A 16,188-nucleotide genomic window follows, 5' to 3' on the forward strand; every position below is an offset into this window, starting at 1 on the left:
TATCCCATAAGGGTGATGGACAGAGCAAATGTCCTTCAGCATACCACTGCAAAGGTTAAGCTGGCCGTTGAATTACCGCACAACTTCCGTGGCACCCACATGTCAAGGTTTGTTGAAGTTCTTAATAAACATTCTAACAATATCACTTTGCAAAACATAGAAAACATTTTGGACGAGCTTAAAAAGGTGCTGAAGGCTGAGAAAGCTTATCTTGAATTGGAGTTTCCATACTTTATTAAGAAAAAGGCTCCGGTCTCAAAGATGGAATCGTATATGAATTACACGTGTAAATTTATCGCTGCGAAGGGAACCGAGTTTGATTTTGTTCTTGAGGTTAGTGTTCCTGTTCATACGTTGTGTCCATGTTCTAAAGAAATATCGGATAAGGGGGCCCATAACCAAAGAGCAGAGGTTCAAATTCAAGTGCGAACTTCAAAGCTCGTCTGGATTGAAGAACTTGTGGAAATAGCTGAGGACTCTGCGTCATCGCCTCTTTTTGCTCTTTTAAAAAGGATTGATGAGAAATATGTTACCGAAAAGGCATATGATACTCCACGGTTTGTAGAAGATGTGGCAAGGGAAGTGGCAATTAGACTTAATAAAGACCCAAGGATTCTTTGGTACAAAATCAATGTAAAGAGCTTTGAGAGTATCCACAAGCACAACGCCTTCGCGTGTTTAGAGGTAGATAAAAGAAAAAAGAAGTTATGAGATTTGATATCGGGACTGTCTCGTGTGTTTCTCACTATAGTATTAAACGCACTAGTCTTGTGATTTTTTATTTTACAAACTGATTTTGACGAACCTATACCATCAATTGATGAGAAGATCAAATTAATCGTTATTTCTCTTCGCTTTGCGGCGATTCCTTAAATACTTAGAATTTGTTGTACTCCTTGGTTTGTGATATAATTAACTTATGTTTCATTTTCGGGGTCTTGGAGAAAATAAGTTATCAGTAAGGCCCATTCGTGATCAAATAAAATCTACTCTTTTTCGCGTGATACTTCCAGCAATCCTTTTTGCAGCTTTGCTGAATTTTATCTATTCATACCTTCAATATAAACAGATTACGAATCAAATCTTCGAAAGTGTAAAGAGTAAGATTGATGTTCTAATCACTGAATCTGCTAAAGGTTTTAAAAGGGCAGTTCTTCCCTACGAGAAGGATATCATTGCACTACTGGATGAACTTTACAGCCGAGTGGAGAGGGACTTGAGGCTTGGGCGAGATTATTCTCAGATTGATTTTAAGGGGGTGGTTAAGAGATATGAAAGTAAATTTCCACCTGAGATTTTTGCAGACATTAATTGTTATGTAATAAGTAAAGATGGAAAAGTAATCTGGACTGATTACCAAAAGGATTTGGGACTTGATTTGTCAAAGTTTGAGGATTTCTGGAAAAGCTTGAATGTTGCACTTGAAAAAGGGCCAGTCCTTCACAGGGTAAGCATTGAAGTGTTGACAGGTAAAATGCGCTTATATGCCTACAAGAGACTTTCCAATGGGGATATTCTTGAACTGGGTTTTTTCTTAAACAATGAAGATTTCATTAAAAGTTTGAGGAAGCTGAAGGAGATTTCTCCGTTTCTTGAGAATATAGGGGTTTATAATGTTTCACACATCCCTATAATTTCGCAATTCCCCCAATTCCCTGAAAAACTCTTAAAAATACATCCATTTAAGAGGGATATGGTTGGAGAGATTTCCTTTGAAGATTTTCCTCCACATCAGTTAAAGTTGTTAGTTTATGCAAGACTTAATTTCTACCGCATATTTGGGATAGTTCTTTTTAACATTTTTCTTTTTCTCTTGCTTTTTGTCCTTATAGCTGTGGCATCTTATCGCCTCACAAAGTGGGCGGAAAAAGAAAGTGGCTATATGAGAGAGGCGATAGAATCATTTAAAGGGCATAGAAAAATAGGAATTGATCCTTCTATTTCTCGCACTTACGAAGTAAGAGAATTGTTGAATATCCTGAAAGAGGCTGCAGATGAAATCAAAAGGGAAGAAGCAGAAAATAGTTTATTGCTTAAAGAACTCAAAGAAGCTTTTTACGATTTTGCTGAGAGGCTGGCGCTGGTGGCAGAAGGTTATGACATAGATACCGGAGAACATTTAGTAAGGGTGAAATATCTTACAAAACTCTTGGTGCAGGAACTGGAAATCCCGGAAGATTTGAAGGAAGAGGTTATTAACTATTCTGTACTCCACGATGTTGGGAAAATTTTTATACCACTTGATATTCTTAATAAACCAGGCCCCTTGGATCCGGATGAGTGGGAGTTGATGAAACAGCATACCGTTTTCGCGAAACGTTTACTTGCCCATCCGAGATTTAAGGTTGCTTTGGAGATAGCCCTTTATCATCACGAAAATTACGATGGAACTGGATACCCCTTTGGACTTGCAGGTGAAGCTATCCCCCTTACCGGCAGAATAATTAAGATAGTTGATGTCTATGAGGCATTAAGAAGTGAAAGGCCTTACAAAAGAGCCTTTTCGCACGAAGAGACGGTAAAAATACTCTTATATGGTGATAATAGAACAAAACCTGAGCACTTTGATCCATTATTGCTTAAAAAGTTTATTGAAGTTATTGAGAAGAGAGGCTTAACGGGTTTATTTTAAGTTCTTTGAAGTGCAAGATTTCTAAATGTTTTCCAATATCAGGCTTTTAAAAAGCTGCTATGGCTCTTAACAATATTGTGGTTGAACTAACAAAAAATTTTCTTTAAAATTTGTTGTGGAGATCTCTGTTGAGGCCAATTAAATATTACTTCAATTTATTGATCTATGGCATTATTTTTCCCGTTATGGTAATTTCTGCTACGTTGGTGTCTTACTATTCATGGAAGCAGGTTTCAAAAGTTTCTTCTCTCGTACAAAAACAGATTGATTCAAGGATTGAGAGTGTCATAAATTCCATACTTTCATCGATTTATGGACATTTGGCTTCGGAAATGAAAATTATTGAGAGGGTCCTATCTGAAAGTAAATTTGAATTTGAGAGAGCGATTATTAAGTTGAAAGGCTACGATACAATCGATAAGCAATCGGTTAAAGAAAGGACAGAAATCCTTTTTATGAATACCGATTTTACTGACTTCAACTTTTACGTAGTTAATCCCAAGGGGGACATTGTATGGGCGACAGAGGCAGATTCTGAAATTCATGCACTTCTTAGTATGCAGAATTTTTTGGACTGCGTTAAAGAAGAATTGGCTTTGAAAGGGATATGTGTTTATCCCTTTTCTTTTGCCGGGTTTTCGGGCGTTGGTCGAACTTTAGCATTTCAAAAGCTTAGTAACGGTGATATCATCGCTTTAAGTTTAAAGTTGAATCCAGAACTTTATCTTCCCCAAATTGAAAAGGTTAAAGACTTTTCTATATTTATTGAGAAGGTAAGGTTATTCAATTTAAATGGAATTCCGATAACTTTTGGAGATACCGCTTCTTTTAAACCTTTGAAATGGTGGGAATTTTACAAGCGTGATTTAAAAAATACTTTTTATGTAAACACCTTGGGGACCTGGTCAGAACCATTAAATGCTTATATTCGGCTTAACTTTCTGGAGATGCATTCAATTTTCATTGTAAGCGTACTGGTGTTTTTCGCTCTGTTAATTTTAACTTACATTGTTGCCTTTAAGGAATACCGGGCAATAAGAAAAGACATTGGTAAGATACAAAATTATGTTTCAAAGCTTGAAGCCAATGAGTATCCTCAGTTTGATTCTCAAGACTTCAAGATAAAAGAAGTCTTTGAGGTCGCATCTACGTTAAGTTTGCTGGTTAATAGGCTGAAGGAAGAGGAAAGAAAATCAATTGATATTATTATCAGAAGAAAGGAGGCCTTTGTTGACTTTGCTGAGAAGCTTGCAATAGTTGCAGAAAGTTATGAACACCAGACGGGCGAGCATTTGATGAGGGTAAAGTATTTAACGGGACTTATCGTTAACAGGCTTGAACTTGACAGGGATTACGCTGATCAGATAATAAACTATTCGGTTCTTCACGATATTGGTAAAATTTATATCCCCATTGATGTATTGCAGGCTCAGAGAAAATTGAATCCTGCTGAATGGGAGCTGGTAAAGAAACATACGATTTATGGTGCAAATCTTTTTTCTGATCCCGAGTTTCTTGTGGCAAAGGAAATTTGTCTGTATCACCACGAGAACTATGATGGGAGTGGTTATCCCTTTGGGCTAAGGGGTGAAGAGATACCATTGCCGGGCAGAATTGTAAAAATTGTTGATGTTTATGACGCTTTAAGGAGTGAGAGGCCTTACAAAAGGGCCTATACTCATTCTCAGGCTGTTAAGATTATGACCGAAGGTGATGAGAGGGTAAAGCCAGGTGATTTTGACCCGGTCTTGATCTCCATTTTCCTTGAAGAGATTGAAAAAGTTGATCTTCAGAGCCTTTACGGTGGGTGAAATGAAATCTATTTCTAAAAGATTGTTGGTGACGCTTGTAGGTATTATAATCCCAATTGTCTTCATCTCCGCTGGTTTGTACTTATATTATACTGAAAAAAGGATTGACAACCTTGCGGGAGATGTTGAGAAAAAGATCCCGGTAAGGGTTGAACTTGTTCTCAATCAGATCTTTGATGAACTTTCCTCTGGTGCTAAAGGGAGAAGAGAGTATTTTGATAGCTTGCTTGTGTCTAACAACAAAATTTTTGAGAAACTTATAAAATCTGAGCCTAAAAGGGTGGAGAGTGCACTGGACAGTTTAAAGGTCCAGTTCTTAAAATCTTTGCCGGATTCGTTCTACGTTGACCTTGATATTTCTCTTATAGACAGTAGTGGGAATGTTGTTTATTCCTCAAAACGAGAATTTTTAAACCTTGACTTAAAGGAAATGGGAAGCCTTTGGGATACCCTTAAGAATCTAAAAAAGGAGGCAACCCATTTTTTACCTCTGAGTTTCTCCTCTCGGGATGCAAAGATGCGTTCATACATATATCTTAAGTTAAACTCGGGTTACTATACAACTCTTTCTCTGGATATAAATTCTCTGGAATACAGGTCAAAGATTGAAAGACTTAAAGGGTTGTCAGTTTTTATAAAGGATATAGGGGTTTATAATGTTGCTAAAGAGTCACTTTTGGAGTTCTTTTCTCCTTACCCTCGGAAGGTTTTTAGAAAGCGCCCGTTTTACCGTGATATAGAAGAAGACATGGAATTTTCTTTGGGGACTACCAAATTAAGGGGCCTGCTTTTTGCCAGACTCGATTTTTATCCTCTCTTTTCTATTTTATTGTTTAGTTTTTTCGTGTATCTTATATTAATTACTACCCTTTCCTTAGTCTCATTATATGTTAGGAAGTTGGTAAAGGAGGAAAGTCACAATCTCGCAAAGATCATTGAAATGGTGAGGCACCTTGAGGATCCGGAAGAAATTAGTGAGAGAGTTCGCACTAAGGAAGTTGTTGACTTGGTAAAGGTTTTGCACACTCACGTGATAAAGACCAATGAGAAGATAAAGGAAAATGAAGTTTTGTTTATGAAATTTAGATCAGCTTTTTACAATTTTTCAGAAAAACTGGCAGTTCTTGCTGAAAGAATTGATCCTGAGGATGCTGGTCATCTTAAAAGAGTAAAATATCTAACGAAGTTGATTCTTGATAATATGGAAATTGACGAAGATTACAAAAATGCGATTGTTGAGTTTTCTGTTTTACATGACATAGGTAAAATTTTTATCCCTTCAGCTCTCCTTAACAAAGTAGGGCCTCTCACTGAAGAGGAAAGGGAGTTGGTAAGAAAACATACTATACTTGCAGAAAGATTACTGTCCCATCCTGAGCTAAAAATAGCACGGGAGATTGCGGTTTATCATCACGAAAATTACGACGGAACTGGTTATCCTTTTGGACTTAAAGGTGAAGAGATACCTTTTCCTGCCAGAGTTGTGAAATTAACCAACACTTACGATGTTTTAAGGAGCGAAAGACCTTACAAGAAGGGCCTTTCTCATGAGGAAGCACTGAAAATACTGTTAGTAGGTGACAAGAAAACAAACCCTTCCCACTTTGATCCAAAAATTCTCAGTGTGTTTTTAAAAGTCTGTAAGGATACAGATCCTCTAAGCGGGTTGGTGGAATTTTAATGATGCCGGGGGCGGGATTTGAACCCGCACGGGATTAGCTCCCGCATGGCCCTCAACCATGTGCGTCTGCCAATTCCGCCACCCCGGCCTTTTAAAAGAGTGGAAAAATTATAGCATATTTCATTCAACCAATCAAATAGTTTTTCTTGATTTAATCTACCTTATATTTTATCATTTTTTCATGCAGTCAAAGTTTTATTTCAATGGGAGGCTTAACGAGGCTCAGAGGTGTGTTTTTATATTACCCGAAAATCCATTGTTGTTCTCTTATTCACTTTATTCTATCTGGAATTTTGTTCATTACTTTAAGAAGACCAGTCATGTATTTTATCCTGTAGATGGGAAAGTGGACCTCCTTAAAACGTTTTTCCCCGACCATATTTACTGGTTTAAACTCAAAAAGGAAAAGGAATTTTTGAAGGCAATTTATCGGGAAAAGGGCATAACACTGGTTATAAACCTTGATTACGGAGAGTCCAAAAGGTACGATCTTCTATATCCTACGTATTCTTTCGCTATTTCTGATGAGAACTTAAAGAATTCCACCGTTGTTTTTAAGCCACTTGGCCGAGAATTGGATGTTATTTACAGAAATTTTGCTTCAACTTTTGGAATTCCTAAAAAAGACTTTCCTATTTCTTTGTCGAGCGAGGAAAAAACGAAAGCCAGAGATTACATAAAGTTTAAAGGACATACTGAAAAGAATATTCTGGTTGTAAGTGACCTGAATCCAAAACGGGAGGCTCTTATAAAGCAATATCTCGCTTATTTAACGAAAGATAGATTGACTTTTATTGATAAAGAATCACTCTGGGTTATGGATTCTAAACTCGTTCTGGCAATTTTGTCTCTGGCGGATCTCTTTCTGTCAGAGTTATCAATATTCACGTATCCTGCCCAGGTGCTTGGGGTAAAAACCTATCTTTTCCCTGAAAAATTAAAATTCCTTCCAAGGGAAACGGGTAGGCTAATTATAGATAAGGGAGATTTCAAAAAAACCCTTTCTTCGATAATTGGCCTTAAGAAATGAGAGAATATTTCCGAATGCTCCGCTTTGTTAAAAAAAACCTTGTTTCCTTTTTAGTTGCTTTCCTATTATTATCAATCTCTTCTATGCTCAATGGGTTTTCTCTTGGTATCATCTCGCCTGTTCTAAGGATGCTCTTTTATAAGGAAAATGCACCACTTTACTCTGAGAAGAAGCTACCTGTTGTTGGAAAGATTTTTAACCGTTTTATTCTTCAAGTTCCACCTCTTGAAGCTGTGAGAAACCTTGCCATATTGATTGTTGTTTTTTATCTTATAAAGGCCATCATTACTTATTTTCAGAAGTTGTCAGGGGTTTATGTTCAAGAAAAGGTAGTAAGGGATCTAAGAGAAGCGCTGTTTAAAAAAATACTTTCCCTACCTCTCTCCTTTTTCCATAAAAAGAGCTCAGGAGAGGTTATTTCACATTTTATTAATGATATTAATTTGCTTAAAACTTCAATTACTCATGGTGTTTATGTACTTGTAAGTGAAACTGCGACACTGATTGCATACCTAATACTTGCATTTATGGCCAGCTGGCATTTGACTCTCTTTGCACTTCTTGTAATTCCTGCAACTCTTCTCGTTATAACAGCCGTAAGTAGAAAGCTGCGTAAGAGATCGAAGGCATCACAGGAGAAGATGGGCAATATCGCAACCGTTCTTTATGAAACTCTGACTGGGATAAAGGTTATTAAAAGTTTTGGAACGGAAAAGAAGGAAGAAGATAGGTTTAACAAGAGTTCAAAAGACTATTTCAAGTCTGTGCTTCGGTTTCATTATTTGGGAGCCTTGGCTTCTCCTTTAACAGAGTTCCTTACGATGACCGTTGCGGCAATGTTGCTTGTCTACGGCGGTATTCTCATTTTCAAGTTGCAAATTTTAACCCCCGATAGATTCTTCGTTTTCCTTGCAGCAGCCCTTACGATGATTTCTCCTCTCAAACATTTATCTCAAATTAACGTTTATTTGCAGGAAGGTGCTGCTGCTTCAAAAAGACTCTTAGAAATTTTTGATCTGCCTGAATATAAATGGGAAGGGAAGATTCCTTTTGAGGGGATCAAAGAAAAAATTGAATTAAGGAATGTTATGTTCTCCTACCCTGAAGTGGGTTTCACTTTGAAAGACATTAATCTTGAGATTAAAAAGGGTGAGAAGGTGGCTATTGTGGGCCCAACAGGTGCTGGTAAAACCACTTTGGTGGATATCATTCTTGGATTTTATAGAGTGGAAGCAGGTGAGATACTTATAGACGGGTTAAGTTTATATGAATATGACTATGATTCCTTCCGATCAAAGGTAGCAGTAGTGCCTCAGGAAGTGCTGCTCTTTGGTGGAACAATCAGAGATAATTTGTTATATGCAGCTGTGGATGTCGATGAAGAGGATTTGAGGGACATCTGTAGAAAGACAAAAGTTGAAGAAATTTATGAAAGATTTCCAGAGGGATTGAATGCGAAGGTGGGTGAAAGGGGAATTACCCTCTCTGGAGGCGAAAGACAAAGGATTGCCCTTGCAAGGGCCCTTTTAAGGAAGCCTTCTATACTCGTCCTTGACGAGGCTACTTCAGCGCTGGACTCTGAAACGGAAGAGGCCATTAAAGAGGCACTTTCGGAGATTACTAAAGATACGACGGTGATAACTATAGCCCACCGTTTGGTAACGGTTTTGTCCTCAGACAAAATAGTGGTACTTGATGATGGAAAAATTCTCGCTGTTGGAAGGCATAGCGAACTTTACCAGAGTTGCGAGCTGTACAAGAGACTTTTTGACTCTCAATTCCAGTATACATTATGAGAGGTGTAGGCTATAGAGTAATTATTTTTGCAGGGATTCTATTTCTCTTGTCCCTTGCATTAGTTTTACCTGTTTCAAGGGAAATCGAAAAGGGGATAGATGCTGAATCAAAGGCTATCACCTTACTTATTTCTTCAATAATTGCCCATTCTGAAAATATTGAGTTAGCCTTCGCTGAGATAAAGGAAATTCTCGGTGAAGTTAACTTTCCCATTGTGATGACCAATGAACTTGGATTGCCAGTAGCATGGGCATCTATAGACGTTCCGTCAGAGAAATACACCATTAACATGCTTTATCGTCCAGATCTATTAAAGGATGACCCCGATTATCTTAGGCTTATATCTTGGATGGGAAAGTTAGGGGAAAAACATGATCCATACGAGGTTAAGAAGGGCGAGGAGGTTATAGGGTATATTTATTATGGATATCCAAAATATACAACTTGGATCAGATTACTCCCTTTCGTGGTTTTGGTTATAAGTCTGGCGGCTTCTATTTTCTTAGTGGAAGCCGGGAGGGTGATCCATACTTATGAAGTTGAGACAATCTGGGCAAACTTTGCCAGGGGCCTTGCACACCAGATGGGAACGCCGGTTTCCGCTTTAATGGGGTGGCTTGAGTTTTTGAAGACGGGAAATTGTAGTGATAAGATAATAACCGCCATGGAGAAGGATATTTTGAGGCTCAGGTCTATTTTGCAGAGGTTTTCCCGCGTAGGTGGAAAGGTAAAGAAAGAGGTGGTTCGTGTTGATGAAATGCTGAAAGAATTAATTAGCGAATTAAAGGAAAGATTCTTGAAAAATGTTGAAGTTACACTTGAATGCGAAGCAGGTCTTACCGTTGAGGCGGATAGGGAGCTTCTTGCATGGGCCTTCGAAAATTTGATTAAAAACTCTTACGAAGCACTGGGACCAAGCGGAAAAATTGTAGTTAAGGCTTTGAAAGACGTTGGAGAAGTAGTTATCAGATTTGTTGATAATGGAAAGGGTTTTGATTCTAAACAAGCCAGAAAGGTCTTTAAGGAGTCCTTTTCAACGAAGGAGCATGGTTGGGGTATAGGATTACTTCTTGCAAGAAGGATTGTTGAAGATATTCATGGTGGGAAAATAAAACTTGTAAAGTCAGAACCTTTTGTGGAGACCATTTTTGAGGTGAGATTAAATGAAAAGGGTAGTGATTGAACCGCCTGCATTTTTGAGTATGATAGTCTCAGCAGTAGAGACATATAAACTTGAAAACTATGGATTGCTTTTAGGATACAAACTCAACTATGGATATGTGATCGAGCATGCGATCCCAATTGTAAGCGCCAAAAGAAGCCCATTTTCCGTGGAGTTGAACAGGAAAAGGGAAAGGAGGGTGATAGAGATTATAAAGAATCTCCAGATGGGACTTGAAATAATTGGTGATTTCCATTCTCATACTGGATTGAAAAACCTTCCGGCCGAAGCTGTTCCATCACCTGACGACCTTGATACCATGGAAAGGGGGAAGGTTTATATAATTATTTCAGTCAATGAATCTCCGTTCAAGTCCCAAGCCTTTTCAAAGTGGAGTTACCTTAATGAAGGTACGGGTATAAAAGGGACGGTGTGGGGTTTAAACATTGAAGTTAAGGCCTACGAATTAGTGAGCGAAACGAAATTTCATGAACTCAAATTAATTTGCCCTGTTGCGGCAGGAGTTTAGTATCTTCAAATTAACTTTTCCGCAAGAAGGTTTTCAGCGGACAGAATATCCTCATACATGAACCTATCTTTGTCTAAAAAAGGAACATGCCCCCGCAACTTTTTAATTAGCTTTTTGGAAGTAGTAGAAGCCCCTTCTATCCCGAGAATTTCAATAGCCTGTGCACCCATCATGTATTCAATTGCCAATATTTTCCGGGTATTCGAGTAGATTTCCTTTAGTTTTAAAGCTGAATTCATTGCCATTGAGACAAAATCCTCCTGATTTCCTGAGGTCGGAATAGAATCCAAGGTAGCAGGGTGTCCAAGTATTTTGTTCATTGATACGAGACTTGCTTGAGTTACCTGATGCATCATAAATCCAGAGAACAATCCGCTTTCTTTAATGAGAAAGGCAGGTAATCCACTTAACTCCGGAGTTATGAGACGGAAACTTCTTCTTTCAGAAATATTTCCAAGTATGGAGAGACCGATGCTGAGAAAGTCTGCAACTATACCAGGATGCTGTCCATGGAAATTGCCGTTGGAAATTATGTCGCCGTTTTCAAAGATGACAGGGTTGTCTGTAACAGAGTTAATCTCGATGTTCATTACTTTCTTTGAAAAATCAAGTATATCCCATACTGCTCCGTGGACTTGCGGAGTACACCTTAAAGAGTAGGCGTCCTGAACTCTTTTCTTTTCCCTTTGAATTAGCCTGGAATCTTTAACAAAAGTTTGCAGGTTATTTAAAGTTATCTTTATTCCCGGATGGGGTCTTATGTCCCCGATTCTCAAATCCAGCTCCTCCGCTACACCTTTTAAGGCTTCGAAAGTCATCCCCGCAATAAGGTCTGCATTGTAAGTTAGTATGTAGGAGTAATGGAGAATTAAAGATATGATAGCCGAAGTTGCTTGAGTACCGTTTATAAGGGCAAGCCCTTCCTTGGATTTAAGTGTTAAAGGTTTTATACCCTTTTCATTAAGAATCTTTGATGTTTCTACTTTCTCCTCTTTTTTTAAGCAGTAGCCTTCCCCCATTAAGGCAAGGGCGATGTGGGAGAGGGGTGCAAGATCACCCGAAGCCCCCACTGAACCTCTGGAAGGCACTAAGGGTATTATGTCGTTGTTTAAAAATTCTAAAAGCTTTTCAACTACCTCAACCCTTACACCAGAGTGACCTGAAGCAAGGGTATTTGCTCTTAGGAGCATGCATGCCCTTACGAATTCCTCGGAAAGGGGCTCTCCGACTCCTACCGCATGGGACCGAATTATATTTTTCTGGAGTTCGTCAATATCATCACTCTCAATTCTAACCTCTGCCAATTTACCAACCCCAGTGTTTATTCCGTAGTAAGGTTTCCCGCTCTTTAGCATTTCGTCCACTATCTTTCTGCCTGCCTTAATTTTCTCAATGGCAGAGTCTGAGAGTTTAACCTTTTCTTTTTTTACTGCAACTTGATAAACCTGTTCAAGATCAAGATGGTGCCCATCAATTTCAATCATATTTTTACTCCTTTAAAAGGTTTTTAAGAATTGAAATTGCCTCTTCTGGTGTTGAAATGGTAATTAAATTTACGCCGGGTATATTGGTTATCCTGTACCCCAGTATTATCTTACCAATTTTTCCTGCTGTTGCAATTTCTATAAGGGTTCCCGCTGATAGGGACACTGCAACTATAGCATCGGAAGAATTCACTAATATAATGTTTCTTGCCTCACCCATTCCTGTGGGTATTGCAATGTCAACGTATTTGTTGGCAAATTTTTTGTGGGATTCTGGAAGAATACCGATCGTAATACCACCTGCTTCTCTTGCACCTTTAGAAGCGGATTCCATAATGCCACCCTTACCACCGGTTAGGACAATCCATCCTTCCTTCGCTATAAGCCTACCTAACTCTTCTGCGAATTTTTTTGCATCTTCTGAGGGTTCCGAAGGTCCAATTACCCCAATTAACTTTCGCATTTTGAAATTTTATAATAATTGTTTTGTATAGGCAAAAGTACCTTTGCCTTTACGTCATTTGTAAATTATCATTTAACAGATGAAAGAACGCAATTTTTACGTAGCTTTGCTGATTTCAGTTGTGGTGCTTGCGCTCTCTTTTTTATTGAATCTGAGATTCCTTAAAAGAAGTGTAGATCACGTGGTTTTTGAGGATGTAAAGACCTTGAGAAGTGTTCTTGTCAGTTCCCTTCACACAGTAATCCAAACCCAGAAAGAGCAAGAATTTTATGTGGTGAAAAATCTTCTAAAGGCTGAAGAGTGGCTTTCTGAGAATCCAGTGCCCAATTATCAAAATTTAAGGTGGCTGAAAGAGGTAACTGAAATTTCCGGTATATTGTTCCTCGATTTAGATTTAAAACCCATAGGGATGTTTCCCCCGGATGCTAAGATTGATTCTATTCTTGCTGGGTTTGAAAAAGAGGCCCTTAATCAGCAGGATATCTATCCATACGAGAATGATTATTCCATCAATCTTGCTTCGAGGATCGGAAGCAAAATTGCAGTCCTTTACGTCGTTAGAAGTGATATAATGAATCGCCGATTGAGTGCGGGTACAGGGGAACTTCTAAATACCCTTGAGAAAGATAGGAAAATTGCTTATCTTGCACTTCAGGACACGCAGGGTATCTGGTTTGGCGTAAAAGTCCCCGAGGATTTAAGCGATCTTGATGAGGACTCCCCTTTAGTAAAGGTTTTTGAAGGAAAGAAATCCTATTCAAGAGTAGTGAAGGTTTCAGGTGAAGAGGTTCTTGAAATTTCTATGCCTTTCGAATTACCAGGTGTTTTTAAAGGTATTATGAGGCTTGGAATATCCAGATCTTACTACACTTCGGCTTATAAGGGCTTTGTGAGGAATCTTTTTCTGCTTCACCTCTTGCTCCTTGTTTTCCTTGCCATTGCTCTTTCTCTTATATATTCAAGGAAACGCTTACAGCTTAAGCTTGCAAGTTTTGACACGCTGTTAAGCAATGTTCCCCTTGGTATAGCAATTTTCGATAGAGATGACACTCTCATTTTTGCCAATGATGAGTTTTACAAAATTCTGAAAATGCCCAAGCAGAAAGCAAAGGAGATAAAGTTAAATGAAATTTTGCCAGATTTGCCCGTTCTCGAGGTTTATGTCAAGAAAGATGCTCTTAAAAAGCTTCGATACACAGCGGTTCCTGTTTTTTCCACTAAGAATAGGAGGAGCGCAACATTACTGATTGTAGAGAGTACGATTCTGGAGGATAAGATCGAAAGAGCGGAGAGGATTGAATTACTTGGAGAAATGTCTGCACAGGTTGCACATGAGATAAAGAATCCTCTCAATTCAATAAGCATGATTATTCAAAGGCTTAATTCTGAGTTTCTAATTCATCCGGAAATGGAGTCAAAGGAACTTCTCTCTATTTTGATGAGGGAGACGGAAAAGATTAAAGAAATTGTGAATCGTTTTGTATCTATCATGGCACCTCTTAAAATAAATTGGGAGTGTGTTGACCTTTGTGAGATGGTCGATGAACTTCTTGCTGAGTTTCTTGCTGAATTCAGGGCTCGTGAAATTAATTTCAGGACAGTTTATAAGGCTTGCCCGAAAATCCTTATCGATAGATTTCGTTTTAAAGAGGCTTTGAGGAACCTTATTAGAAATTCTATAGAAGCTATTTCTCAGCAAGGTGAGATTAAGGTTGCCATTGTTTCAAAAGGGGAGTTTGTAGATGTAATTGTTGGAGATAATGGAGTGGGCATGGACAGGGACGAGCTGATGAGAGCAGGAAATCCCTTCTATACAACCAAGGCTAAAGGTTCGGGGTTTGGTTTATTTTTTGTAAGGAAGGTAGTGGAGGCTCACGGTGGGGAATTAATAATTAAAAGCGTTAAAAACCATGGAACAGTTGCGGTTCTGAGGATTCCCTATGGTAAAGATCGCCGTTGTTGAAGACGATAAGAATGAAAGGTGGATTTTAGCAGATTTCTTGAAGAAAAAGGGGTATGCCGTTTTTGATTTTGAGTCAGGAGAAGAGGCCTTTGAGTTTTTTGAAAAAAATCCGGTAGAAGTAGTGATTTCCGACTTCAGACTTCCCGGTTTAAGTGGTGTTGAATTGCTGGGAAAGGTTAAAGCCTTAAGACCTCAAACGGAGTTTATTATTGTTACTGCTTATGGTGATGTGAATAGTGCTGTTGAAGCAATGAAAAAGGGTGCTTATGACTACCTTTTGAAACCCTTAAATCTGGAGGAGTTATTATTGAAATTGAAGCGTATAGAGGAGAAATTTTTGTTGGTTCGAAAACTGGAGGAAATTGAGAGCGAGATCAGATATTCTAAGGGAACCATAATTGCGGAGTCCAGGCAAATGAAAGAAGTTGTTGAAATGGCTAAAGAGGTCGCGCCTACTAATACATCTGTATTGATTACGGGCGAAAGTGGAACGGGTAAAGAAGTTCTTGCAAGATTTATCCATGAACATTCGGGAAGGGTGGGCACCTTTGTACCCATCTCCTGCGCTGCGATACCAGATACATTGTTGGAAGCTGAATTATTTGGGTACGAGAAGGGGGCTTTTACTGGTGCTAACACTGATAAACCGGGGAAGATAGAGCTTGCCGATGGCGGTACCCTCTTTTTGGACGAGATTGGTGAATTGTCTCCACTTTTACAGGCAAAACTTCTCAGAGTCCTTGAAGATAGAGAAGTTGTGAGGTTGGGCTCCACTAAAACAAAGAAAATCAATGTGAGGTATCTATTCGCTACCAATAGAGACCTTGGGAAAATGGTGAAAGAGGGAACTTTCAGGGAGGATCTGTTTTATAGAATCAACGTATTTCACATCAAAATTCCACCCTTAAGAGAAAGAATCGAGGATATACTCCCTCTTGCCCATTATTTTCTTAAAAAGTTCAGCAGGGAAATGAATAAATCTATCAGAGGATTTACTGAAGATGCTCAATCTGCACTTTTACTTTATAAATGGCCTGGGAATGTGAGAGAACTTCAGAATGTTATTGAGAGGGCGTGTGTTTTATGTAAGAAAGAATTAATAACAAAAGACCTTCTTTTTTTACAGGAAATGGGCGGAGCAGTTTCTATGAAACTCAAGGATGTGGAAAAAGAACATATACGAAAGGTTCTTGAGCTTGTAGATTGGAATATTTCTAAAGCTTCTGAAATTTTGGGCATTCACAGGAATACGCTGAGATTGAAAATCAAAGAGTACGGCCTTGAAGAATAGAACTAAGTTCTTTCAAGTTTAAAAGTTCTGCATTTAAAACTATTTCTTCACCAAAAATTGTACTGTTTATTTCGCGAAATTTTTCAAGTTCTTTGTCGTTTCTGAAAAATAAAGGGTAAGAATGACATCCGAAAAAGGAAAACTGGAAAAGGAAAGGAGTTTTTACGAGAAAGTTGGCAAGAAATGGGAACTTTAAAAGTCTTACTTCTGCTTCCTTTAGAAGAAGAAAATTTATTCTTCTAATTTTATACAACCCAATTTTTTGAGGTTCCACTGTTGCCTCCAAATTTCCGACCCGAAAAGTCAATTTGCCTTTAGCAAATTGTAAACTGTTTTCTGAAAGAA

The 16,188-nt window shown here is 38.4% G+C and carries 13 protein-coding genes and 1 tRNA gene; 10 read left to right on the forward strand and 4 right to left on the reverse strand.

The window, feature by feature from the left end:
• The 4 genes from folE2 to QMD82_07755 form a co-directional block, all read left to right on the forward strand.
• Nucleotides 1-711, forward strand: a 711-nt coding sequence (gene folE2 / locus QMD82_07740; protein ID MDI6851807.1) for a GTP cyclohydrolase FolE2, incomplete at its 5' end; no start/stop codon positions are given.
• A gap of 208 nt (nt 712-919) precedes the next feature.
• The gene (locus QMD82_07745; protein MDI6851808.1) at nt 920-2,632 is read left to right on the forward strand and encodes an HD domain-containing phosphohydrolase; all 1,713 of its coding nucleotides are present in this window, start codon (nt 920-922) and stop codon (nt 2,630-2,632) included.
• 128 nt (nt 2,633-2,760) lie between these two features.
• Nucleotides 2,761-4,443, forward strand: a complete 1,683-nt coding sequence (locus QMD82_07750) for an HD domain-containing phosphohydrolase (GenBank protein ID MDI6851809.1) — start codon at nt 2,761-2,763, stop codon at nt 4,441-4,443.
• A gap of 1 nt (nt 4,444) precedes the next feature.
• Entirely contained in the window at nt 4,445-6,124 is a 1,680-nt protein-coding gene (locus QMD82_07755) for an HD domain-containing phosphohydrolase (protein MDI6851810.1), read from the forward strand.
• Between the two features lie 3 nt (nt 6,125-6,127).
• Here QMD82_07755 and QMD82_07760 read toward each other — a convergent pair.
• Nucleotides 6,128-6,212, reverse strand: a tRNA-Leu gene (locus tag QMD82_07760).
• A 93-nt stretch (nt 6,213-6,305) separates the two neighbouring features.
• Here QMD82_07760 and QMD82_07765 point away from each other — a divergent pair.
• The 4 genes from QMD82_07765 (at nt 6,306) to QMD82_07780 (ending at nt 10,642) form a co-directional block, all read left to right on the forward strand.
• Nucleotides 6,306-7,154, forward strand: a complete 849-nt coding sequence (locus QMD82_07765) for a hypothetical protein (protein ID MDI6851811.1) — start codon at nt 6,306-6,308, stop codon at nt 7,152-7,154.
• Between the two features lie 83 nt (nt 7,155-7,237).
• A complete protein-coding gene (locus QMD82_07770) occupies nt 7,238-8,950 on the forward strand; it encodes an ABC transporter ATP-binding protein (GenBank protein MDI6851812.1) in 1,713 nt (570 codons plus the stop codon).
• A complete protein-coding gene (locus QMD82_07775; GenBank protein ID MDI6851813.1) occupies nt 8,947-10,134 on the forward strand; it encodes a HAMP domain-containing sensor histidine kinase in 1,188 nt (395 codons plus the stop codon). Before QMD82_07770 ends, QMD82_07775 begins: the two co-directional genes overlap by 4 nt.
• On the forward strand, nt 10,115-10,642 hold the full coding sequence (locus tag QMD82_07780) for a Mov34/MPN/PAD-1 family protein (protein MDI6851814.1): 528 nt from the start codon (nt 10,115-10,117) through the stop codon (nt 10,640-10,642). The genes QMD82_07775 and QMD82_07780 overlap by 20 nt, the downstream gene beginning before the upstream one ends.
• Nucleotides 10,643-10,647: 5 nt before the next feature.
• Here QMD82_07780 and hutH read toward each other — a convergent pair whose 3' ends face one another.
• On the reverse strand, nt 10,648-12,126 hold the full coding sequence (gene hutH / locus QMD82_07785) for a histidine ammonia-lyase (protein MDI6851815.1): 1,479 nt from the start codon (nt 12,124-12,126) through the stop codon (nt 10,648-10,650).
• 4 nt (nt 12,127-12,130) lie between these two features.
• Nucleotides 12,131-12,589 (reverse strand): TIGR00725 family protein, encoded by a 459-nt coding sequence (locus tag QMD82_07790; protein MDI6851816.1) that lies wholly within the window; start codon nt 12,587-12,589, stop codon nt 12,131-12,133.
• 79 nt (nt 12,590-12,668) lie between these two features.
• Between QMD82_07790 and QMD82_07795 the strand changes: the two genes are divergently transcribed.
• Both QMD82_07795 and QMD82_07800 read left to right on the forward strand, forming a co-directional pair.
• Nucleotides 12,669-14,552 (forward strand): ATP-binding protein, encoded by a 1,884-nt coding sequence (locus QMD82_07795; GenBank protein MDI6851817.1) that lies wholly within the window; start codon nt 12,669-12,671, stop codon nt 14,550-14,552.
• The gene (locus QMD82_07800) at nt 14,530-15,843 is read left to right on the forward strand and encodes a sigma-54 dependent transcriptional regulator (protein MDI6851818.1); all 1,314 of its coding nucleotides are present in this window, start codon (nt 14,530-14,532) and stop codon (nt 15,841-15,843) included. Before QMD82_07795 ends, QMD82_07800 begins: the two co-directional genes overlap by 23 nt.
• Here QMD82_07800 and QMD82_07805 read toward each other — a convergent pair.
• Nucleotides 15,818-16,188, reverse strand: a 371-nt coding sequence (locus tag QMD82_07805) for a hypothetical protein (GenBank protein MDI6851819.1), incomplete at its 5' end; no start/stop codon positions are given. The genes QMD82_07800 and QMD82_07805 overlap by 26 nt on opposite strands.

The organism is bacterium, from assembly GCA_030019025.1.
Lineage (GTDB): Bacteria > Hydrothermota > Hydrothermia > UBA1063 > UBA1063 > UBA1063.